This window comes from Polyangium sorediatum (assembly GCF_029946465.1).
Taxonomy (GTDB): Bacteria; Myxococcota_A; Polyangia; order Polyangiales; family Polyangiaceae; genus Polyangium; species Polyangium fumosum.
The window spans coordinates 112,591-134,514 of sequence record NZ_JARZHI010000013.1; the positions used below are offsets into that span (position 1 = coordinate 112,591).

18 protein-coding genes are annotated in these 21,924 nt (G+C 69.6%); 14 read left to right on the top strand and 4 right to left on the bottom strand.

From position 1 onward, the window contains the following. Positions 1 to 338: 338 nt before the first annotated feature. On the bottom strand, positions 339 to 1,883 hold the full coding sequence (locus tag QHF89_RS17400; RefSeq protein WP_136969298.1) for a lamin tail domain-containing protein: 1,545 nt from the start codon (positions 1,881 to 1,883) through the stop codon (positions 339 to 341). A gap of 58 nt (positions 1,884 to 1,941) precedes the next feature. Here QHF89_RS17400 and QHF89_RS17405 point away from each other — a divergent pair, with 58 nt between their 5' ends. Next, positions 1,942 to 2,292, top strand: coding sequence for a helix-turn-helix domain-containing protein (locus tag QHF89_RS17405; protein ID WP_136929832.1), 351 nt, complete (start codon positions 1,942 to 1,944; stop codon positions 2,290 to 2,292). 17 nt (positions 2,293 to 2,309) lie between these two features. Here QHF89_RS17405 and scpB read toward each other — a convergent pair whose 3' ends face one another. Further along, on the bottom strand, positions 2,310 to 4,049 hold the full coding sequence (gene scpB / locus QHF89_RS17410; RefSeq protein ID WP_284720609.1) for an SMC-Scp complex subunit ScpB: 1,740 nt from the start codon (positions 4,047 to 4,049) through the stop codon (positions 2,310 to 2,312). Continuing rightward, positions 4,039 to 5,355 carry a segregation and condensation protein A gene (locus tag QHF89_RS17415; protein ID WP_136969297.1) on the bottom strand — a complete coding sequence of 439 codons (1,317 nt, stop codon included), beginning with the start codon at positions 5,353 to 5,355 and terminating at the stop codon, positions 4,039 to 4,041. Before QHF89_RS17415 ends, scpB begins: the two co-directional genes overlap by 11 nt. 66 nt (positions 5,356 to 5,421) lie before the next feature. On the opposite strand from QHF89_RS17415, the gene QHF89_RS17420 reads away from it, so the two are divergent. The 4 genes from QHF89_RS17420 (at position 5,422) to QHF89_RS17435 (ending at position 10,163) form a co-directional block, all read left to right on the top strand. Next, on the top strand, positions 5,422 to 7,596 hold the full coding sequence (locus tag QHF89_RS17420) for a serine/threonine-protein kinase (RefSeq protein WP_136969296.1): 2,175 nt from the start codon (positions 5,422 to 5,424) through the stop codon (positions 7,594 to 7,596). After that, the gene (locus QHF89_RS17425; RefSeq protein WP_284720610.1) at positions 7,587 to 8,351 is read left to right on the top strand and encodes a hypothetical protein; all 765 of its coding nucleotides are present in this window, start codon (positions 7,587 to 7,589) and stop codon (positions 8,349 to 8,351) included. The genes QHF89_RS17420 and QHF89_RS17425 overlap by 10 nt, the downstream gene beginning before the upstream one ends. Positions 8,352 to 8,417: 66 nt before the next feature. Further along, entirely contained in the window at positions 8,418 to 9,269 is an 852-nt protein-coding gene (locus tag QHF89_RS17430) for a MaoC/PaaZ C-terminal domain-containing protein (RefSeq protein WP_136969295.1), read from the top strand. Between the two features lie 102 nt (positions 9,270 to 9,371). Then, entirely contained in the window at positions 9,372 to 10,163 is a 792-nt protein-coding gene (locus QHF89_RS17435; RefSeq protein WP_136969294.1) for a peptidylprolyl isomerase, read from the top strand. Positions 10,164 to 10,226: 63 nt separating this feature from the next. Here the strand turns inward: QHF89_RS17435 and QHF89_RS17440 are convergent, their stop codons facing one another. Further along, the gene (locus QHF89_RS17440) at positions 10,227 to 11,315 is read right to left on the bottom strand and encodes a DUF6599 family protein (RefSeq protein WP_284720611.1); all 1,089 of its coding nucleotides are present in this window, start codon (positions 11,313 to 11,315) and stop codon (positions 10,227 to 10,229) included. A 253-nt stretch (positions 11,316 to 11,568) separates the two neighbouring features. On the opposite strand from QHF89_RS17440, the gene QHF89_RS17445 reads away from it, so the two are divergent. The 9 genes from QHF89_RS17445 (at position 11,569) to gcvPA (ending at position 21,917) form a co-directional block, all read left to right on the top strand. After that, a complete protein-coding gene (locus tag QHF89_RS17445; RefSeq protein WP_284720612.1) occupies positions 11,569 to 12,138 on the top strand; it encodes a prepilin-type N-terminal cleavage/methylation domain-containing protein in 570 nt (189 codons plus the stop codon). Next, positions 12,135 to 12,746 carry a type IV pilus modification PilV family protein gene (locus QHF89_RS17450; protein WP_136969292.1) on the top strand — a complete coding sequence of 204 codons (612 nt, stop codon included), beginning with the start codon at positions 12,135 to 12,137 and terminating at the stop codon, positions 12,744 to 12,746. The genes QHF89_RS17445 and QHF89_RS17450 overlap by 4 nt, the downstream gene beginning before the upstream one ends. Then, positions 12,746 to 14,011 carry a prepilin-type N-terminal cleavage/methylation domain-containing protein gene (locus QHF89_RS17455; RefSeq protein WP_284720613.1) on the top strand — a complete coding sequence of 422 codons (1,266 nt, stop codon included), beginning with the start codon at positions 12,746 to 12,748 and terminating at the stop codon, positions 14,009 to 14,011. The genes QHF89_RS17450 and QHF89_RS17455 overlap by 1 nt, the downstream gene beginning before the upstream one ends. Continuing rightward, positions 14,008 to 14,664, top strand: coding sequence for a hypothetical protein (locus QHF89_RS17460; protein ID WP_136969290.1), 657 nt, complete (start codon positions 14,008 to 14,010; stop codon positions 14,662 to 14,664). Before QHF89_RS17455 ends, QHF89_RS17460 begins: the two co-directional genes overlap by 4 nt. Positions 14,665 to 14,675: 11 nt before the next feature. Further along, complete coding sequence (locus tag QHF89_RS17465; protein ID WP_136969289.1) at positions 14,676 to 18,320, top strand: PilC/PilY family type IV pilus protein; 3,645 nt, start codon at positions 14,676 to 14,678, stop codon at positions 18,318 to 18,320. Beyond that, positions 18,317 to 18,835, top strand: a complete 519-nt coding sequence (locus QHF89_RS17470) for a hypothetical protein (protein WP_136969288.1) — start codon at positions 18,317 to 18,319, stop codon at positions 18,833 to 18,835. The genes QHF89_RS17465 and QHF89_RS17470 overlap by 4 nt, the downstream gene beginning before the upstream one ends. Positions 18,836 to 18,960: 125 nt before the next feature. After that, on the top strand, positions 18,961 to 20,076 hold the full coding sequence (gene gcvT / locus QHF89_RS17475; protein ID WP_136969287.1) for a glycine cleavage system aminomethyltransferase GcvT: 1,116 nt from the start codon (positions 18,961 to 18,963) through the stop codon (positions 20,074 to 20,076). Between the two features lie 42 nt (positions 20,077 to 20,118). Continuing rightward, entirely contained in the window at positions 20,119 to 20,520 is a 402-nt protein-coding gene (gene gcvH / locus QHF89_RS17480) for a glycine cleavage system protein GcvH (protein ID WP_136929819.1), read from the top strand. Positions 20,521 to 20,558: 38 nt separating this feature from the next. Beyond that, entirely contained in the window at positions 20,559 to 21,917 is a 1,359-nt protein-coding gene (gene gcvPA, locus QHF89_RS17485) for an aminomethyl-transferring glycine dehydrogenase subunit GcvPA (protein ID WP_136969286.1), read from the top strand. The last annotated feature ends 7 nt before the right edge of the window (positions 21,918 to 21,924 follow it).

Consider the following 21,924-nt stretch of genomic DNA (forward strand, 5'->3'; position numbering starts at 1 on the left):
AGGTGTGCCAACCCGTCCAGCCCTCCGGACCAGCAGACCACACCAGCGGGTGGCCCCCCACCCTGTTGCTCTTTGTATCCAAACCTAGCACTTTTTTGCGAAGGTGCGGGCTTTGTTAACTAGCCCACCCGAGGCCCTGACTCCAGTCCACTTCGCTCGGGCCTCCTGACTCGCTGGTTCAGCAAGGTTGAGGCCGCTGGCTCCGATGTAGGAACGACACCGCTTGCTCGCTCCCTCGGACGTCCCCGCCCGTCTGTACAGGCAAGGAACGTTCGCTCTCGTAGGCAAGTAAGACGCCTTCTCCATCACGGCCACCTCCGAGCACGGTTTTTCCGTAGTCAAGGGAATGACGCTGTGTTCGCGGCCCCCGGCGTCGGAGGGGCCAGCAGGAAAGAATCGCTCACTCCATCCGGTGCGTCGGGTGACCGCCGTGCCACGCTTTGACCAGCCTTTGGTTTTGGAATGGCGGGAAACCTGGAAAGAATGCGTCCACGCATATCGAGCAGCCGCACGATCTCGCCCCCATTGCCAAGCCCGCTTTTCCCGAGCGCGGGGACGCGCACAACGATTGCATCCTCGGCCGGCGGCACGTCGATCTCGTCGTCTGGGACGAACGTCTCGTTCACGATCACAGCAAAGCGCCCAGGCGGCAGCATGATTCCCGGCAGCACGGTTTCGCCCCCGATATCGCTGATCACGAGCTCGCCGAGCGCCGCCTCCACGGCCCCGTCATTGTAGAGCTCGACCCACTCCTGATCCGGCTCCGGCCCGAGCGGATTGGCCATCACCTCGTTCAGCACGACGTGTGGCATCGGCGTCAGGGTGGTCGCGGAAAACTTCCGACGTTGCTCCCGTCCGCGCAGGTCGATCGTCGTGACGTCCAGCGTGATGTCTTTGCCCGCGGGCAATCCCTTGAGGACGAACCGCTCGTTTTTCCCGGTCGTCATCACCACGTCGAGCCCCTCGCCGGCGATCCCCCATAACAGGGCCGCCTCGGGCGCGCGCCCGAGCAGCCGGTCGTCCTCGACCTCCACACAACCCGGCCCGAACGGAACCTCGAACGCCGTGCATACGAGCGCCCCCGGGTCGAGCGGCCCCTCGATCGCCTCGCCCACGTCCTCGTTCACGCCCCCAAAGGGCCGTGGATCGAGCCGCAGCGGCCACGGCAGGCCGGGCAGCCACACGACGGGTGGTGGCACCCAGGGCCCCCCGTCCGGCGGCGCGAGCCCTCGACCCACGAAGCGCAGGCAAGCGCCCCCCGCGCCCGCCGGCGCAATGCCCCGACCAAACGCGCCGAGCGGCCCGTCTGGCGCCAGCGTGGCCTCGAACGTCACCTCGGGCAGCGTCATCTCCCCGCAATAAAGCCCGAACAAGCCCGCGCCCGTCGCCTCGACCGGCGGCCACACGCGGACGAGCAGCGGCGCCGCCTCGGCCGGCTCCACCACGAAGGGAAGGCTCGCCTTCGGCTCCCCACTCGCCACGGCGTACGTCTCGCCCGGATCGAGCGGCGCCGTCGGCGCGAGCACCACCGACCCATCGTCCTCCCGCCAGGTTCGACTCGGCACGAACCGCGCGGCGAGCGCCTTCGAGACGTCGTCCTGCTCGATCTGCCGGAGGTGGCTGTCACGCACCTCGCCGCGCACGAGGAAGAGCCGCGCCTCGTCGAGCGCCGGCTCCGCGGCGACGTGCAGCCGGAGCACACGCGGCGCCGCCGTGACGGGCGCCTCCGGTTCGAAGGCGACCGTGATCCCGGCCGGCGGCGTCATGAACCCGGGACGGGCTTCGGGGATCGGGAGATCGGGCCGACAAGCGACGAGGGCGAGGGCGAGGGCGAGGAGCGTGGGGGTGAGCCGGGAGGCCTTCGGGCATGCGAGGGTTTGCATGCCGGTACATCGACCGGAGCCCCCGCCGGTTGCGTGAAATTGATAGGTTTACGCGCCCATGACGCCCGATGACCTCAAGGCGCTCCGCAAGGAGCTCGATTGCACGGCGAAGGAGCTCGCGGCGGCGCTCGGGCTCGAACAGGAGACGGTGCTCGCGTGGGAGCGAGGCGACCTGTTCCCGACGAAGCGCTTCGTCACGAAGATGGAAGAACTCCGGAGCAAGGGGAAAGGGGCGATCGTGCGCAAGCCGCGGCGCGGAGCCGTGGCGGCGTCGCCGATGGCCGTGCTCGCGGATCCAGAGACGTGGAAGCTCGTGCGGAAGCTCGTGGCGCACGCCGAGCTGCGCCGTGAAGTCGGCAAGCTCGCGGAGGCCTACCCGGACCCCGCCGAGGAGTCCGGCTCGACGTGACCTGACCCGGCCGAGGGTTATTCGTCCTCGTCCTCGTCCTCGTCTTCGTCCTCGTCCTCGTCCTCGTCTTCTTCCTCGTCCTCGTCCTCGTCCTCGTCCTCGTCCTCGTCTTCGTCCTCGTCCTCGTCCTCGTCCTCGTCTTCGTCCTCGTCCTCGTCTTCGTCCTCGTCCTCGTCCTCGTCTTCGTCTTCGTCCTCGTCTTCGTCTTCGTCCTCGTCTTCGTCTTCGTCCTCGTCCTCGTCCTCGTCCTCGTCTTCGTCCTCGTCCTCGTCCTCGTCCTCGTCCTCAGCGGCCAACCGCTCCTCGGCCTCTTCCTTCTCGGACCACTCGTCGCTCGCTGCTTGCACGTCGTTCATCGCTTCCTCCCCGCCGCTCTCCATCTGCGTCCGATCCTCGTCCGTGAATGCAAACTCGTCACGCGTTGCGCTCTCCGTATCGCCGGCGGCCGCTCCCTCCGGCGGCACGACGTGCCGCTGGAAGCTGCCCTCGCCTCCCATGAGACCACCGTCCGCCGCGGGTGAGCTCGTGTCCGTGAAGGCGACCGCTGCCTCCGGCGGCTCCTCGCCCATCTCGCGCTCGTAGGCGCGCCGCGACTCGTCCGACAGCTCGGTGAACTCGCGGAGCGTCGGCAGATCCGAGAGCGTGCGCAGGCCGAAGAACTCGAGGAACTGCGCCGTCGTCCCGTAGAGCATCGGCCGCCCCGGCTCTTCCTTCTTGCCGAGGATACGCACGAGGTCGCGTTCGAGCAGCGACTTGAGCACCGCGCCCGAGTCCACGCCGCGCACCTCGTCGATCTCCGGCCGCGTGATCGGCTGTCGGTAGGCGACGATCGCCAGCGTCTCGACCTGCGCGCGTGTCATCTTCACCGGCTTCTTCGCGACCTGCTCGCGTACGAACGGCGCGAACGCCGGGCTCGTCCGGAACACGTACCCGCCCGCGACCTCGTCGAGCCGGATCCCGCGGTTCCGGTACTCGGCCCCGAGCTCGCCGAGCAGCGACACGACGAGGCGGTGCTCCGCCTTCGCCACGCGCGCGAGGTCGCGTGACGTCATCGGGTGCTCGGACGCGAAGATCAGGGCTTCCAGCACACCCTTCAGATGCGCGCGGGCAACCGCGCCGCTCGCCTGTCCGGCGTTCTCTTCCTGCGCAGCCGCAGCGCCGTCCGGGGCGCCGTTCGTCGCGGCCGCGGGCGTCTTGCCGACGTTGCTGACGAGGCGCTGCGCCCGGAAAAACGCGGCCGCGAGCGAACGAAACCGCTCGACCGGCGAGAGCGGCGCGGGCTTCGGCTTGCGGGGCGCGCGCTTGCGCTTGGGCTCGGCCGTCTCGGTCGATGGCTCCGCTCCCGGCGCGGCTTCCGCTTCCGCTTCCGGCGCCGCGACCGCTTCCGGCGCCGCGACCGCTTCCGCTTCCGGCGCCGCGACCGCTTCCGCCTCCGGCGCCGCGACCGCTTCCGCTTCCGGCGCCGCGACCGGCGCAGCTTTCGCCTTCGCCTTCGCCTTCGACGGCTTGGCGGGCGCCGCCTCCGCCTGCGGGACCGGCGCGGTCTCCGCCTCCGGCTCCGGGACCGGCGGCGCTTCCGCCTCCGCGACCGCTTCCGCTTCCGTGACCGGCGTGGTCTCCGCCGTCTTCGGATGGAACCATGCCCATGCCGCGCGGCGGAGCCGCTCGGGCGAGTCGCTGTCCGGCGGGGCCTCCTCTTGCGGCTGCGGCACGAGCCGCAACTTCCCGCGCCGCCTCGAGCCGCCCTCAGTCGCCATCGTTCACCTTCGGCTCGATCGGCTCCTGCTCGACCTCTCTGTCGTCGTCAGGCGCCTCGGTCAGCTCCTCCTCGGCCTCTCTTACCGCGACAGGCGCCTCGGTCGCCTCCGGATCGACGCCCCTGTCGTCACTTGGCGCTTCCGTCGGCTCCCGCTCGACGTCCCTGTCGTCGCTTGGCGCCTCCGTCGGCTCCCGCTCGGCGTCTCTATCGTTGCTTGGCGCTTCCGTCGGCTCCCGCTCGACGTCCCTGTCGTCGCTTGGCGCCTCCGTCGGCTCCCGCTCGGCGTCTCTATCGTTGCTTGGCGCCTCGGTCGGCTCCCGCTCGACGCCCCTGTCGTTGCTTGGCGCCTCGGTCGACGCGTCTTCGTCGTCTTCGCTCGTCCCCTCCCGTATCGACAGCTCCAGGTGGATCGTCGCGAGCGGATCCGACTGGTAGATCCGGAGCAGCTTCATCCTCGCCATCTCCAGGATCGCGAGGAACGTGATCACGATGTCGAAGCGCGTCAGCGGCGCGCCTTTCCGTGCCGGATCGTCGAGCACGAGCTCCTCGAACGTCGCGCGCCGCCGGCCCGTGAGCCGCTCCGTGAGCTGCACGATCCGGTCCGTGATCGTGATCCGATCGAAGTTGACCTGGTGCTCGATCTTCACGTTCGTGCGCTTGAGCAGCTTCTCCAGCGCGTCGAAGAGCGAGAACACCCCCGGCGGCGCGAACGGCGCCGGCCCCTCCGGCACGGGCTCCGGGATCCCGCGCGAAAAGATGTCCTTCCCGAGCGTCCCGCGCTCCGCGAGGTCCGCCCCCGCCGCCTTGTACTTCTGGTACTCGAGCAGCCGCCGGACGAGCTCCTCCCGCGGATCGACCTCCTCCTCCGGCAGCCCATCCCCGTCCTGATCCTTGGGCACCACCGGCAGCAACATCTTCGACTTGATGTGCGTCAGCGTCGCCGCCATCACGAGGTACTCGCTCGCGAGATCAATCGACAAAGCCCGCATCATCGACAGGTACGCGAGGTACTTCTGCGTGATGAAGCTCACGGGGATGTCGAGGATATCGAGCTCGTGCTGCTGGATCAGGTGCAGCAGCAGATCGAGCGGCCCCTCGAACTGCGGCAGCGCGATGCGGTAGGCGTTGTCGTTGTCGTTGTCGAGCGCCTCGGCCGCCGCGGGCATCGCCTCGCGGATCGGCGTCGGGGCCTCGGGCGCCTTGCCGCGTGGCTCGCGGGCGCGCGCGGACGAGGACGAAGGGGAAGGGGCCGCCTTCGCCTTCTCCTGGGTCTTGCCCGCCGCGTTCGCCCTCGCCTTGCTCACCTGGGCCCGGACGGTAATCCGGAGGCCGCGTGGGATCCACGCGTTCCTGCTACACTCGTCCCGCCGATGACCCCGTCCCCTACGAAGAGTTGCCCGTCGTGCGGCGAGCGCTACGACGCGGATGTCCTCTTCTGCCCACAGGACGGCACGCCCCTCGTGAACGTGAAGGGGCCCTCGCTCTCGAGCCCCGAGGTCGACCCGTACGCGGGCCTCGAGCTCAGCGGGCAAATCCGCATCAAGCACCTGATCGGCATCGGCTCGATGGGCCGCGTCTACCGCGCCTTCCAGGCCGGCATCGATCGCGACGTCGCCGTGAAGATCCTCCACCGCGAGCTCAGCGGCAACGCCGAGCTCGTCGGACGTTTCCACCGCGAGGCCAAGATCGCGAGCCGCCTCGCGCACCCCGGCGTGGTCTCGGTCCTCATGACCGGCACGATCCCGCAGCGCGGCGATCCCCGCACGGGCGGCGAGATGTACCTCGTGATGGAGTACCTCGACGGCATGTCGCTGCTCTCCGCGCTCGCGGCGGCGGGCACCGGCGGCGAGCCCTCGGCGTTGCCATTGCCGCGCGCGATGCACATCGCGCTCCAGATCTGCGACGCCGTCGGCGAGGCCCACGCGCAGGGCATCGTGCACCGGGATCTCAAGCCCGAGAACGTGATGCTCGTGCGCCGCGGCGACGACCCGGACTTCGTCAAAGTCCTCGACTTCGGCATCGCGCGCCTCGACTGGGCCGATCGTGGGGGCTCGATGGCCACGCAGGCGGGCCTGATCTTCGGCACGGCGAAGTACATCTCGCCCGAGGGCGCCGAGGGCAAACCCGTGAGCCCCGCGGCCGACGTCTACTCGATCGCGACGATCCTCTACCAGTGTCTCGCCGGCCGAACGCCCTTCGAAGGCGAGTCGCCGGTGCAGCTCCTGATCCAGCACACGCACGATCCGCCGCCCGACCTGCTCCGCATCCCGCGCGCGAGTTACGTCCCCGCGCCGCTCGCCGCGGTGATCATGCAGAACCTCGCGAAGAAGCCGGAGGCGCGCGCCGCCGACGCGCGCGCGCTCGGCAAGGATCTCTACGCAGCCGCGCGCCAGAGCGGCCTCGATCCGGACGAGCTTGCCCGATCGAACTTGCTCTTCGCGCGGCAAGGCGCGGTGAAGCTCCCCTCGAAGGAGCGCACGAAGTCCCTGGAGCTCTCCACGGATCTCGCCGCGAAGATCGGCGGCGTCGCCGCGCACCCCGAAGCGACCCCGCTGCCGATCTCCTCGCGGATCGTCGACGATCCGGACAGCTCCCCCGCGCCGTTCGTGCCGCCGGCGCCCACGTCCTCCGCGGGCCGCGCCGTGTCGTCCCCTGCGATCGAGGACGACGACGAGACGACCGCCGCGCCGCCTTCGATCCGGAGCGAGTCCCGCGTCGACGCGGACGACGCGGGGGATCTCGACGACCCCGACGATCACGCCTCGCCCGCGGCCCCGTTCGCGCGCGAGTCGACGATGCAAGGCACGGAGACGCCGCTCTCCTTGCCTCCGCCGGCCGACACGAAGCGACGCGCGCGCCTCACGCGCATCGTCACGATCGTCCTCTGCCTCGCCGCGGCGCCGCTCGTGATCGTCCTCGGGGGCAAGCGCCTCGGCCTCGTCGGCGCGACCTCGGCCGACTCGCTCGACGGCCGCCTCGAAGCCGCGCGCGACGCCATGAAGCGCCAGGCCTGGGACGCGCCGCCCGGCGACAACGTCAAAGAGATCCTCGACGCCGTGAACACGCGCTGGCCCGGCGACGCGCGCGTGAAGGAGCTACGCCGCGAGGCCGCCGAGCGCCTCGTCACGAGCGCGCTCGGGCGCAAGTACGCCGGTGATCCCGTGGAGGCCCTGCACCTCGCTCGGATCGCGGTCGCGCTGAACCCTTCGCTCACGACGGCGCAACACCTCGTCGCCGAACTCGAATCGAAGGCGCCCGTGGAGCTCGCGCCCGCGACGAGCAACGCCCCTCGCGCCGTCCCCACGGATCCGCGCCCGAACGGCCGCTTCCCTGCGCCGCGCCCCACGGGCAAGGACGGAAAACCGCTCCCGAGCGCTTCGGCGACGACCACGCCCGGCCCCACGGCAACCCCCACGCCGACGTCCACGACGAAGGAGCCCGCGGGCAAACCGACGGTCCCGGACGGCCCCGTGCTTCCGCCCACGCCGCCGCCCTTGCCAACGAACGATCCGCCGCCCACACCCACCGGTGGGCCATGGCTCTGACGCGCGCGACTCGCCCCCTGCTCGTCGCCCTCGCGACCACGGCCGCCGCGCTCGCCGCGCTCGTCACGTGCCCTTCCCGCGCCCACGCGCAGGGCCAGGAGTCGGCCGCCGCGCGCCGCGCCTCCGCGGCCCTGGAGCAGGACTACACGCACACGCTCGTCTCGGTGAACGCGGGCCTGCTCAGCTTGCCCGCGGCGAACGTCTGTCCGCGCTCGCGCACGAGCTGCGAGAAGGGCGAGACGAGCTTCTCGCTCGGCGTCTACAACCAGTACCGCATCGGCCGCTTCGGCCTCGGCGCGAGCATCTCCTGGGCGCAATCGCTCCTCAGCGGCACGGCGCCGGGCGCCGCCGAGCTCGATCGCGAGCACGACCGCAGCTACTTCCTCGTCGAGGGGCAGCTCCGTTACTACGGTATCCAGAGCGACAAGTGGGTGTGGTGGGGCGGCGTGACGCTCGGCGCGGTGATCATCCGCGACGCCTGGACCGTGGTCACGGATCGTGAGCCCGCGGCGGACACGGCCTTCGTCGGCCCGCGCGCCGCGACGCTCTCGACCGAGGGCCTCGCGCCGGGCCTGGCGATCGGCGGCGAGTGGACGGTGGCCCCGAACTGGTCGCTCGGCACGACGCTGCGTTACGCGAGCTGGTTCCTCCCGACCGAGCCGGTGCAGGCGCCCACGGGCGACAGCGCGTCGCTCTCGGGCCGCGTCGACATGCTGGAGTTCGGCTTGCTCGTGGCCTACCGCCTCGCGCTCTAAACAGGGAATTGACGCGTCCGCGCGAGATCGGTACGTGTCCCCGTCTCGATCCTTACGGAAGGCGCAATGGCCCTCGATCTATCGAGTTTGGGCTTCACCACGGAGCCGTGCTCGTTCCCCTACGACTGGAAGACGCTCGCGCTCTACGCGCTGGGCATCGGCGCGAAACGCGACGAGCTCGCCTACCTCTACGAGGGCATCGAAGGCGGGATCCGCGTGGTCCCGACCTTCGCCGTGATCCCCGCGACGGAGCCCGTGTTCAAGTCGCTCGCGCGCACGGGCGGAAACTTCGCCATGGTCGTCCACGGCGGCCAGAAGATCCGCGCCCTCGCGCCGATCCCGCCGTCCGGCACGTTCCTCACGACCGCCACGATCCGCGGCATCTACGACATGAAGAAACTCGCCCAGGTCGTCATCGACACGACGACCACGCTCGAGAGCGGCGAGCGCGTCTACGAGACCACGTGGTCGATCCTCTACCGCGGCGAAGGCGGCTTCAGCGGCCCGCGCCCGCCTTCGGATCCGGACGAACCTTCGCTCCCGAAGGATCGCGAGCCGACGTTCACCCACGAGGAGACCACGTCCCCCGAGCAAGCCCTGCTCTATCGCCTCTGCGGCGACCATAACCCGCTGCACGCCGACCCGGCGTTCGCCGCGTCCGTCGGCTTCCCGCAGGGCCCCATCCTGCACGGGCTCGCGACGTACGGGTTCGCGGCGCGCGCGGTCGTGAAGGGCCTCCTCGGGGGAGATGCTTCGCGCTTGCGGGTTTTGTCCGCGCAGTTCCGCAAGCCGGTCTGGCCTGGGGACACCATCGTCACGCAGGGATTCTTGCTCGAAGGTGGAAAGGTGGCGCTCCAGGCGAGCGTGAAGGGACGACCGGAGGCGGTGCTCACGGGCGGATACGCGGAGATCGCCTGACGAGCCGCCGAGGCGCATGCTAACTCGACCGGACCGACAGCAGGTCAAAGCCGCCCGCGCGGCATGAACGGTGGGGCAAAGCCCTCTCTCGAAGAAGTCATCATGAGCAAAGAGACCAAGACGCAGCGCAAGGCCGAAGAGGATCCCGAGCTCGACAAGAAGCGGGCGGAGGACGAAGAAGAAGACGAGGACGAGGAGGAAGAGGGCGCGGAAGGCGAGTCCGAAGAGGAAGAGGAAGAGGAAGACGAAGAAGAAGAGGACGAAGAGGACGACGAAGAAGACGAGGACGAAGCGGAAGACGAGCACGCGAAGCACCAGGGCCACGACGCCGCCGCGCACGGCGACGACGAGGACCCCTACTGGTGGACGCCGCACGTTGTCCTGGCCGTGCTCGTGCTGATCGGCATCCTCGGCTTCTTCGGCATGTTCAACAAGCCGCTCGGCTTCCTCGCCGCGAAGCCCCAGGGCGGCGCCGCGCACACCGAGACGGCCTCGACGCAGCCTGCCACCCAGGCGACGCCCGCGACGCCGCCTCGCCCCACGGCCCCCGCGCAGCAGCAGCCGCCGCGCGAGATGTTCGGCGCGAAGCACTTCCTCGTGATGTACAAGGGCAGCATGCGCGCGCCCGCGAACATCACGCGCACGAAGGAAGAGGCGAAGACGCGCGCCGAGGAAGGCCTGAAGAAGGTCAAAGACGGCGGGAAGTTCGAGACGATCGTCGGGGAGTACAGCGACGAGCCGAACGCCGGCGCCCGCGGCGGCGACCTCGGCCTCTTCCCGAAGGGCGCGATGGTCGGTCCCTTCCAGGAGGCGGTCGAGAAGCTGAAGGTCAACGAGGTCAGCGGCCTCGTCGAGACGCCCTTCGGCTACCACGTCATTTTGAGGACGAAGTAACGCGCGACGGACAGCCCCTCTCCCCTGCCCCTCTCCCGAAGGAGAGGGGTCGGGGGGTGCGGTTCACTTCTTCGCGATCACGTCCTTCAGCCGCTTCGTCTTCTCGTCCTTGCCGAGCGAGACCTTCCCGACCTCGTCGGCCGTCATCCCGCTCCGCAGCACGCGCACCTCGTCGCCGATCCCCACGAGCCGGCTGCCCGTGCGCGCCACGATCCACTCGACCGCGGGCGCCTCGCCTTCCTTGCTCATGAAGCGCACGGCGCCGTCGCCGATCCCCTTCTCTTTTTGCGCCCCGGGCCCCTTGCCGAGCGTCGCGAGCACGTCCTTCGCCTGCTCTTCGTCCACGCGCACCAGGACGGCGAACCGATACCGTTTGTCCCCGTCCTTGTAGTAGCCGAACGCGCCGCCGCCCGTGCTCGGGATCCCCAGGAGATCCTTCGTCACCACGCGCACGCCGAGCGGCAGCCGGTTCGCCTCCGGCAGCGCTGCCGCGGCCGGCGGGAGCGCCGTCTCGCCGGGCAGCTTCGCCCCGATCTCCTTCACGAGCGGCGCGAGCAGTTTGTCCCCGAGCGCCTTGATGGCGGGCTCCGCCGCGGCCTCGTCGTTGTACGTGATCTCCGCGAGGTGCGCGCCGCGCCAGAGGTACGCCGTCCCGAGGCCGAGCGCCGCGGCGCCCCCGCCCTCGATGGCCCGCGGCGTGTCCTCGCCCGCGGGATCGCCGTCCCCGACGACGCGCTTCGTGAACATCGCGTACGCGCCCTCGGTCGTGCCGAACTTGGAGAGGTGCACGTCGATGGTCGCCGCGCTGCCGCTGCCGTCGACGTAACGCAGCTCGACGACGCGGCGAACGCCGAAGCCTTTGTAGATCTCGCACTCGCCGTCGAACATGTCGCAGATCTGATCGAGCGGGAGGCTCGCGCCCTCGCCGTACGTCTTGTCGCCGCCGTTCGGGTCGAGGCAAAAACCCCCCGTGGTGCGCGGGAAAAACGCCGCCGACTGCGCGTCGGACAGGGTCCCGCCGCCGCCCGCGCAGGCCGCAGGTTTCGCCGCGGGCGGCGGCGGAGGCGCCGCGCCACGAGGCTCCTCGTTCTTGCAAGCGCTGACGAGGGCGAGGGCGAGGAGGGAACCGAATGCCGCGTGCCGTTGCATCATGGTCGACCGCACATGCAACGATCAGAAGACCGGTGCAAGGGCGCGAGGCTCCCGGCCCCCCGGATCCCGCAACTTTTGCAGAGCGTCGCAATCCGTAGCGGCTCGCCTCGCGTGGCACCACGCATCCGGCCTTGCTCCCGGCCCGTTCAGCGCAACCGAAAACTTCTCTAAGAAGGCACGAGGCTTGCTACCAATCATGATGGTGGCTCGTTTCCTTTCTCGCCGACTTCCCCGAAGGCGGACCGCAGGTGCGGTGGAGCGGCGGCGTGGCTTCACGCTGACCGAGATCCTCGTGGTCATCTTCATGATCGCGCTGCTCGCCGCGGTCGCGTCGCCTGCGTTCATCCGCATCATGCGCGACATCGGCTTGAGCCGCCTCACGATGCAGCTCGCGGAGGTCTATCGCCGCGGCTACGTCGAGTCGTCCGAGCGCGCCACGTTCCTCGTGCGCTTCCGCAAGCCGAGCGGCTCCGTGCAGATCGAGACGATCCGCGCCGCGCTCGACACGCCCACGCCGACGCTGATCTCGCCGCGCGGCTGCAACACGATCAACTGGGACGACCCCCTCCTCGAACGACAAACCTACCGGTTCGCCTCGACCGACAAGAAGACCCTCGTCGACGTCGGCTTCCTCGGCCCCGACAACGCGAGCCAAGAGGTCGCCGACGTCTGCTTCGCGCGCCGCACCGCGTTCGTCCGGTACAACGACGGCGCCTTCACGCAGATGGTCGGCGCGGCGAAGGTCTCCGTGAAGAACCTCTCGAACGGCCGGATTCGCCGCGTACTCGTGCCGTCGTTTGGCCTGCCGAGGGTGATCCAATGAGGCGGGCAGTGCGTGGCTACACGATCATCGAGGTGATGATGGCCCTCGCGATCCTCGCGGTCGGCGCGACGGGCGTGATCGCGCTGCAGAAGGTCGCGTTGATCGGCAACTCGAACGCACGGATCGGCGACGGCGCGCGGCAAGTGGCGTCCACGTGGGCCGAGCGCCTCAAGGTCGACGCGCTCCAGTGGAACGATCCGCTCGGCATCTCGGACATCGGCGAGACGCGCTGGCTCGCCACGTCCGTCGTTTACGATCCGGTGAATCCGCCCGGCCCGGGGCAATGGGTCCTCGCGCCCGAGGTCCCCGGCTGGAGCTCGCCCGTGGCCGACATCCACGGAGCCGACGTGGCCATCGGCGACACCACGACGAACGGCGTGTTCTGCACGCACCTGCAGATGGCGCGCGCCGTCCAGAAGCCGCTCTCGCTGGTCGGCGCGACGCACCCGATCGCCGTGCGTGGCCTCGTGCGCGTGATCTGGCGTCGCGACCTCGCGCCGTTCACCGAGTGCCGCACGACCGCGCCCGCGAGCATCGAGGACAACGACACGCGGTACGGCTTCTACTACCTCTCCACCGTGATCGGCCAGGAGGAGGCCTCGAACTGATGCGCGCGAACCACCGCATCCTCCGGAGCGGCGATCGGCGCGGCTTCACGCTCGTCGAGCTGCTCGTCGCCATCGCCGCGGGCGCGCTCGTCGCCGCCGCGGCCGTGCTCCTCTCGAAGAACGCCGTGCGCCTCTTCCAGGAAGAGGCGCGCATGTCGTATGCGCAGGTCGCCGTGGCGATGGGCCTCGGCCGCATGGGCACGGATCTCGAGCACGCGGGGCGCAACGCCACGCGAAACCCCTTCACCGACCGGCGCATTTGCGCCCAGCCGAACCTCGTCGACTGGCCGGCGGGCATGCGCAGGCTCGCGCCCGTCGTCATCGAGGCGCGCCCCGATCTGCCGCAGAACGCGGGCAACGACCTGCGCAACGAGCGCATCACGATCGCGGGCGATCTCGACTCCGGCGAGAACTTCGTCATGAGCACGACGCTGCCCGGCGCGAGCACCACGACGATCGTGCTGCAGCCGCAGAGCCGCGCGATCCGCCGCCTCACGGCGCTGACGCAGAACGGCGCCGTCGCGGCGAGGCTCGCCGAGCTCTTCCGCGTCGGCCGCATCCTGCACATCGAGGGCCCGACGAGCGACTACTACGGCCGCATCCAGGGGTTTGCCGCGGCGGGCACGCCGATCGACTCGATCCAGGTCGTCATCCAGAACACGCCCCTCGTTCCGATCCAAACGTCCGCAGGCACGGGCCCCTCGTGTGGGATCAAGGGGTTTGGCAGCGGATGGCCCGTGCACGTGATCTCGCGCGTCCGGTACGAGCTCCGGTCCGTCGTGGCAGACCCGAGCTTCGCTGACTTCGTGCAGCCCCTGAACGACGTCACCGGCGACGCCGATCGCACCGAGCTCGTGCGCGTCGAGCTCGCGCCGGACGACACCGAGATCCCCGGCACGCTGGAGCTCGTCACCGAGTACGCGATCGCGCTGCGCTTCGGCATCACCGCGCTCGCCCTCACCTCGCAGCCGGACGCGCCGGTCCTCGAGCGCTTCCCGATCACCGATCCCGTGCCGAACACGCAGGTCTACGCGATCGCGGGCTCGCCCGACGTGCAGGGCAGCCGGCCCGAGGCGGTGCGCTCGGTGCAGGTTCGTCTCTCCACGCGATCCCGCGCGCCCGATCGCCCCACGCAGATCCCGGCACCCGCGGGTCGCCCGTTCCGCTTCTTCATCGAAAAGGCGAAGGGCGCGGATCGTTTCGCGCGCGTCCGCACGCTCGAACGCGAGTTCGCGCTCGTGAACACGCGGGGAGGTGGCTCGTGAGCCGGTTCGAACGGCGAACCCCGAGCGCCGTCACGCGCCGCCTCGCGCGCCGCGGCGAGCGCGGGGCCACGGTCTTCGTGGTCGTGCTCGTCATCGGGATGCTCACGGGCATCGGCCTCTTCGCCGCGCAGGCGAGCACCATCGCGACGAGCACGAGCGGCACCTCGCGCGTCACCACGCAGAGCCGCTACTTCGGCGAGAGCGCGATGAACGCCGTCACCGCGAAGCTCTCGCGGGATCTCGGCGCGCAGGTCGACTTCCTCGCGCGGCAGAACTCCACGGAGTGCCTCGGCATGTCGGGCGATCCGTACTACCAGAACTGCACGCGGTTCGGCCGGACGTACCTCGAGAAGGAGCTCGGTTTCGCGCTCTTTCAGCCCTACGACAAGCAGACCGGGCATCACGGCACGCTCGGCCGCATCGAGAACGCGACGGCCGATCTGCTCGTCGAGATGAACGACCTCTACCGCATCGATCGCCCCATCGCGGGCTTCGACTACACCTCCGCGGGCGCGGCGAACGTCCACTTCATGAGCATCATGCTCCATGGAACAGGCCGCATCCGGCTCGAACCGCCCGGCGGAGTCGCGAGCACCCTTTCGAGCACCACCTTCCGCGCCGAGCTCATCGTCGGACCGATTTCCGGACCTTGACGGAGGACCTCATGCGAACCCTGACCCGCGTCCTCGCCTCGCCCATCGCCGCAGCAGCCCTGCTCTCGATCGCGTCCTTCGCTTCGGTCGCCGAGGCGCAGCTCGACATCAACCCGCCGCTGCCGAACGTGCTGCTCGTCATCGACACCTCGGGGTCGATGGAAAACATGGCGAGCGGCAAACGGCCGGAGGAGGCCGGCGCGACGTGTGTCCCCGGGACGGCCACGCCGCTCAACCGCTGGGCCACGCTGGTCACGGTCCTGACGGGGACGATCCAGAACTTCTCCTGCTTCGCGCAGGATCGATCGTCGACCTCGTTCCTCAACGAGTTCACGCTGCCGAGCGGCCCCGATCCTTACGACTACAAGTACTACTTGCCGTTCCACCGCATCCTCTCGAACGGCTGCGCGTACGGCCCGGGATCGATGGGCGGCTCCTGGTGGGACTGGCCCGCGAACGCTCTGAAGACGCACGCGTGGAACAACACGAGCCAGGCCTGCGCGGCGCCGGGCTTCCAGCAAGCGAACGACGGCCTGCTCGACACGTACCGCGATCGCGTCCGCTTCGGCCTGATGACGTTCGACACGCTGCCCGATCCCGGCACCGGCGCGAGCGGCTCCGTGCCCACGCCGAACGACGGCACGAAGGGCATGTGGAGCTACTACCCGAACTGGAGCTCCGGCGGCTCGCCCGCGAACGGCAACCCGCCGAACTGCGCGACCCACGACTTCGAGGTCGGCGGGCGAAACCCCGCCGCGCCGCCGTGGGAGGGCCGCCTCCTCGGCTTCGGCCCGCACGACGCGCCCATCGCGCAGGTGCAGCAGACGAACGATCGCATCCAGAGCTCGCTCCTCGCGATGCGGCCCTACGGCGCGACGCCGATCGCGGGCATCCTCGCCGACGCGCGCGACTACCTGCTGAACGACGGATCCAACGATCCGGCCACGGGCAAACCCTTCGGTCCGAAGAACGACCCGTACTACGCGGGCAAGTGCCGCGACCAGTTCGTCATCCTCCTCTCGGACGGCGAGCCGAACCTCGACCTGCGCGAGTCCTGCGCGACGGGCAACGGCAAGTGCCCCTACGCGCGGCCGCACGAGATCGCGCACCAGCTCGTGACGCAGTCGCACCCGATCAAGACCTTCGCGATCGGCTTCGGTTTGTCGCAGGCGGGGGGCACCGATTGCAGCGCGCTCACGCAGAGCGACATCGTGAGCCCTGGCGGCCTCTGCTCGAACGCGACGGGCACGCTCAAGGCTTGTTGCACGCTCTCGCGCATCGCGTACGAGGGCGGCACGAAGCGCGCGTTCTTCGCGAACGACCTGCCTTCGCTGAAGAGCGCGCTCGATCAGGTCCTCGCCGTCGTCTCGGCGGGCTCGACGAGCCGCACGATCCCTGTCTTCTCCACGGCCGGCGCCACGACGAGCCAGGGCAACGCCTCGGCCGCCGGCTACCAGTTCGTCACGTCCTTCGACGCGCCGGTCGGCTCGCTCTGGACGGGCAACCTCGAGCGCAAGCGCTACGTCTGCGAGAACCAGGGCGGCGTGCTCAAGCCCGTGCTCGCGTCGATCGAGCAAGCCAAGGGCGACGACTTCGAGGCGAACCTCAACTCGAACACCCCGTCCCGCAAGTTCTTCACGCTCGTCGGCCCGCAGGCGAACGGGCAGGTTTACTCGCGCCGCTCGCTGCGGCCGAGCGTCACCACGGACGACGGCCTCGGCCTCTATGGCGGCACGACCACGGGCTTGCTCGACGGCGCGCTGTTCGCGTCGACGCTCGCGCAAACGCCACTCGCGCTCGACATCCCTTCGAGCCCCGTGCCGGATTCGTGCAAGGCGATCGCCGGCTCGGGCGCGAACGCGAACACCTGCGCCGACACGGTGGTCCGCTGGGAGGTCGGCATGCCCGGCGTGCCGCAGTCTCGCTATGGCAACGGCTTCGGCAGCATCTACCACGCCTCGCCCGTCACGATGGGCGCGCCGAACGAGTTCCTCCGCGACGAGTCGTACGCCGCGTTCGCCGCCGATCCGGAGTACAAGAAGCGCCCGCTCGTGCTCTTCGCGGCCACGACCGACGGCCAGCTCCACGCGTTCAAGGTCGCGTCGAACGATTCGGCCGACGCGCAGCGCGTCGACACGCTGGAGAACAACGAGCTCTGGTCGTTCCTCCCGCCGCACGTGCTCCCCGGTCTTTTGCCCACGTACGGTCGGCAGGCGTTCCTCCTCGATGGAAGCCCCGTCGTGAAGGACGTGATCTTCGAGCGCACGCGCGCGCAGGCGCAGGCCGGCGCCGCGGGCTCGAAGTGGAGGAGCGTGCTCATCGCGGCCGGCGGCCTCGGCGGCAGCTTCTATTACGCGCTCGACGTGACGAAACCTTCGGACCCGAAGTTCCTCTGGCAGCTCTCGACGAACACGAACGGCGAGCCGCTCTTCGGGGCCACCACGATCAAGCCCGCGATCACCACGATCGCCGTCGACAACGGCAGTGGCGACGTGAAAGAGGTCGCCGTCGCGATCCTCCCGGGCGGCACGACGACGCTCACGACCGGGAGCTGCCCGCGCCTCAAGACGTCGACGACCGTCGCGTCGTCCGATGCGTACCAGCCCAAGACCAGCGGCGACGTGGTGCGGTGCTGGCACGACGCGAGCGGCAGGGTCGGCGCGGCGCGCTCGCTCTCGGTCGTCCGCCTCGACACGGGCGAGCTCCTCATGAACTTCCGCGGCAAGGCGGACGACGGCCCCGTGTTGCCCTCGGCGAAGGTGAAGGAAAACGCCTTCGATTCGCCCGTCACCGGCGTCCCCGTCCCCTACCCCTCGTTGCCCGGCCAGGTCTCCGATCGCATCTACGTCGGCGACGCGGACGGGACGCTCTATCGCATCAACCTCGCCTCGCCGAAGCCCGACAAGTGGACCGTCGATCTCGCGTGGGACGCATACGCGTTCGGGAGCGACACGGCCGCGACGCGCCAGCCCATCGAGACGCCGCCGATCGTCACGGTCGATCCGATCGGCAACCCCGTCGTCCTCTTGTCGACCGGGGATCAAGAGACGTTCACGTCGAGCGCGGGCGTGCAGACGCGCGCGTGGTCGATCCGCGAAGAACCGAACGGCGCGGGCACGTTCGTCACGAAGAGCAACTGGGTGATCCCCTTCGAGAACGGCGTGCGCGTGACCGGCCCGATCTCGCTCTTCAACGGCGTCGCGTACTTCTCGACGTTCACGCCGACCGGCGCGCAAGGCAACGCGTGCGCCGACGGCTACGGCGCCGTGTGGGGCGTCGACTACTACCGGAAGACGGCTTGCAGCGCGAACGGCCCCACGCCGCCGGCCGACTGGCCCTGCCCGCGGTACGTACAGGATCCAGTGAACGCAGCGCAGACGGTGAGCTTCTTCGAGAACCAGCAGCCCGGCACCGTCGTGTTCGGCGTGGCCGTCACGCAGACGCCGAGCTGCTACGAGCAGCTCGACTTCGCCGACCCCGCGTTTGGCGCGATGTCCACCGTGAGCAACTCGACCGCGGGCGAATTCCAGCTCGTCTTCCAGACCGGCCAGGGCGGCACGTCGGCGGACAACTCGAAGACGAACACCGTGACGAAGCGCCTGCCGCCGCCGCGCACCTCGGTGAGGATCGACTCGTGGGGCCTCGTCCTCGAGTGAAACACGCGCTCCTCTGCGCCTCCGCGGCGCTCGTGCTCCTCGCGGCCTGCCGCGGGGAGGGCGAGCACCGTGCGCCCGCCGGCGCCTCCTCCGCAGCGCCGCCCCCGCGCCCCGATCAGCTCGCGCCCGGCGAACTCGCAGAGGGTACAGTCGATGCGTTTGGGCTCAAACTACCTCGCGCGATGACCGTGACCGCGCAGTTTCCCGACGCCTTTTTCGCCCGGGGCAGCCTGCGCGCCGAGGACGTCGCGACGTACGTGAAAGAGCGCGTCGTCTCCGCGCGGGTCGAGTCCGCCGCGCCGAAAACGGTGTTCCACGGCGCGACGGCAAAGTCCGCGCCCGCGCCTGCGCGTGTCCTCGACATCGAGATCCTCGTGCGAGACGACCACACCGAAATCGTGGTGCGCGACGTGACCCGCCCCCCGGCGAAAGACGGCATGACCGAAGAAGAGCGATGGCGCGAACTCGGCCTCACGCCACAGGGACAACCCCTCGACCCCACGAAGCTCGAATAAGCCCTCCAACAGGAGGCGCGACGCGTCATGGCACGCGTATGCTGGGATCGTGCGTCCGTGCTGGACCGCACCGGACGACCATCGACTTTGCCCCCGATCCGGACTACATCGCGCGGGTGTCGACCATGGATCAGTCCCCGGCAGCGCTTCGCAGGACCCCCCTTTACGACGAGCACCTCAGGCTCGGCGGTCGCCTCGTGCCCTACGCGGGCTGGGAGATGCCCGTGCAGTACAAGGGCGTCACGGACGAGCACCGCGCAGTCCGCGCGGCCGCTGGGATCTTCGACGTCTCCCACATGGGCGAGCTCGTCCTCTCGGGCGACGACGCGGCGGACGTGGTCAACCACCTCATCACGAACGACGCGAAGCGCCTCATGGACGGGCAGGCGCTCTACACCGTCGCGTGCAACGACGCGGGCACGATCCTCGACGACCTCATCGTCTACCGCGTGTCGCAGACCAAATGGCTCATCGTCTGCAACGCCGCGAACCGCGACAAGATGGTTGCGCATTTCCGGGCCGCCGCGGCGAACCACTGCGACTTCGACGACGCCTCCGACCGCACGGCGCTCATCGCGCTGCAGGGCCCGAAGGCGCTCGCGCTGCTCGCGCAGGCGGGCGGGGAAGGCGCCGCGCTCGCCGAGCTCCCGAGCTTCCACTTCCGCGACGCCACGCTGGCGAACGTCCCGTGCACGGTGGCGCGCACGGGGTACACGGGCGAAGACGGCGTCGAGATCTTCTGTCCCACGGACGGCGCGGCGCAGCTCTGGCGTGCGCTCGTCGAGCTCGGCGCGCCGCTCGGCCTCGAGCCGGCCGGCCTCGCCGCGCGTGACACGCTCCGCCTCGAAGCCCGCCTCTCGCTGTACGGCAACGAGATCGACGAATCGACGAACCCGCTCGAAGCCGGCCTTGCCTGGGTCGTGAAGCTCGACAAGGGCGACTTCGTGGGTCGCACGGCGCTCGAGCGCTTCAAGGCCGCGGGCCTGACGCGCAAGCTCGTCGGCTTCGAGATGATCGGCCGCGGCATCGCGCGGCACGGCTACCCGCTCCTCGACAAGGTGGGGATCAAGGTCGGCTTGTGCACGAGCGGCAGCCCCGGCCCCACGGTCGGCAAGAACATCGGCCTCGGGTACCTGCCCACGTCGCTCGCCGAGGTGGGCACGTCGATCGAGGTCGACTGCCGCGGCCGCTCGGTGAGCGCCGTCGTGGTGAAGACTCCGTTTTACAAGCGTTCGTCGTAACGAAAGCGTGTCGTCGTAGCAGGGGACAGGAGAGGGCTTCGTATGAGCAGCGATGATGTTCGGTCGGATCGTCGGTACACCAAGGATCACGAGTGGACGAAGGAAGAGGACGGCCGGGTGCTCGTGGGCATCACGGCGTACGCCGTGGATCAGCTCGGTGACATCACACTCGTGAACCTCGACGTGAAGGTCGGCGAGACGATCACCCAGGGCAAAGCCTTCGGGACCATCGAGAGCGTCAAGACGCTGAGCGACCTCTTCGCCCCGGTGAGCGGCAAGGTCGTGCAGATCAACGATCTCCTGGAGAGGGAGCCGGAGAAGGTGAACGAGGATTGTTACGACCGCGCGTGGATGATCGCCGTGGAGCCCTCCGATCGGAGCGAGCTCGATGGCCTGCTCGACGTCACGGCCTATACTGAGCTGCTGAAGAACGCCGGCCACTGAGACAGGCCGCGGCCTTCCCCTCCTCTCTCTCCACACCCATGCGATACCTCCCTCATACGACCGAGGAGATCGCTTCGATGCTGGAGGCCGTCGGCCTGCCTTCACTCGAGGCGCTCTACGAATCGATCCCCGCGCGTGCCCGCTACGATCGCCCGCTCGACCTGCCCGCGCCGGTCGACGAGCCGTCGCTCATGCGCCACCTCGAAGAGCTCGGCCGCAAGAACCGCGCGGCCGGCATGCTCTCGTTCCTCGGCGCCGGGGCCTACGAGCATCATTTCCCGCCCGCCGCCGATCAGCTCCTCCTGCGCAGCGAGTTCTACACGGCGTACACGCCCTACCAGCCCGAGGTCGCGCAGGGCACGCTGCAGGTGATCTTCGAGTTCCAGACGATCATCAGCGAGATCTTCGGCCTGCCGCTCGCAAACGCGTCGATGTACGACGGCGCGAGTGCAGCCGCCGAGGCGGTGCTCATGGCGCGCAGGCTCGTCGGGCGCGAGCACACGGTGATCTCCGGAGGCATCCACCCCGAGTACCTCGAGACGATCGAGACGCACGTACGGAGCCTCGGGGCCGGCAAGGCATCCCTCACGACCGTGCCCCTCGCCGCCGACGGCGCCGCGGACGTCGACGCACTCGCAGCCGCGATCACGCCCGAGACTGCGTGTGTCCTCGTCGGGTACCCGAACTTCTACGGATCCATCTGCGATCTCCGCAAAGTGGCCGAGGCCGCGCACGCCAAAGGCGCGCTCGTCATCACGGCGACGCAGGACCCGTACGCGCTCGCGCTCCTCGAATCCCCCGGCGCGCTCGGCGCCGACATCGCCGTGGGCGAAGGCCAGCCGCTCGGCCTCCCGCCGCAGTTCGGCGGCCCCGGCGTGGGGCTCTTCGCCTGCCGCGAAGACCGCAAATACCTCCAGCAGATCCCCGGCCGCATCGTCGGCGAGACCGTCGACAAGGAAGGCAACCGCGGCTACGTGCTGACGCTGGCCACGCGCGAGCAGCACATCCGGCGCGAGCGAGCCACGAGCAACATCTGCACGAACAGCGGCCTCTGCGCGACCGCGGTGACCATCAAGATGTGCATGCTCGGCAAGCAGGGCTTTGTGGCAGCCGCGCGCCAGTGCCTCGCCAAGGCCGAGTACCTGAAGAAGGCCATCGCAGGCCTCGAAGGTTACGCGCTGCCCTACGGCGCCCCGACCTTCAACGAGTTCGTCGTGCGCGTGCGCGGCGGCGACGCGAAGAAGGTCTGCGACACGCTCGCCGCGCAGCAGATCATCCCCGGCTACGACCTCGGCCGCGTCAGCGCCGACCGCAAGGGCGAGCTGCTCATCGCCGTGACCGAGCGCCACACGCGCGCCGACCTCGACCGCCTGGTCGAGGCCCTCGCGGCGATCTGAATTCCGA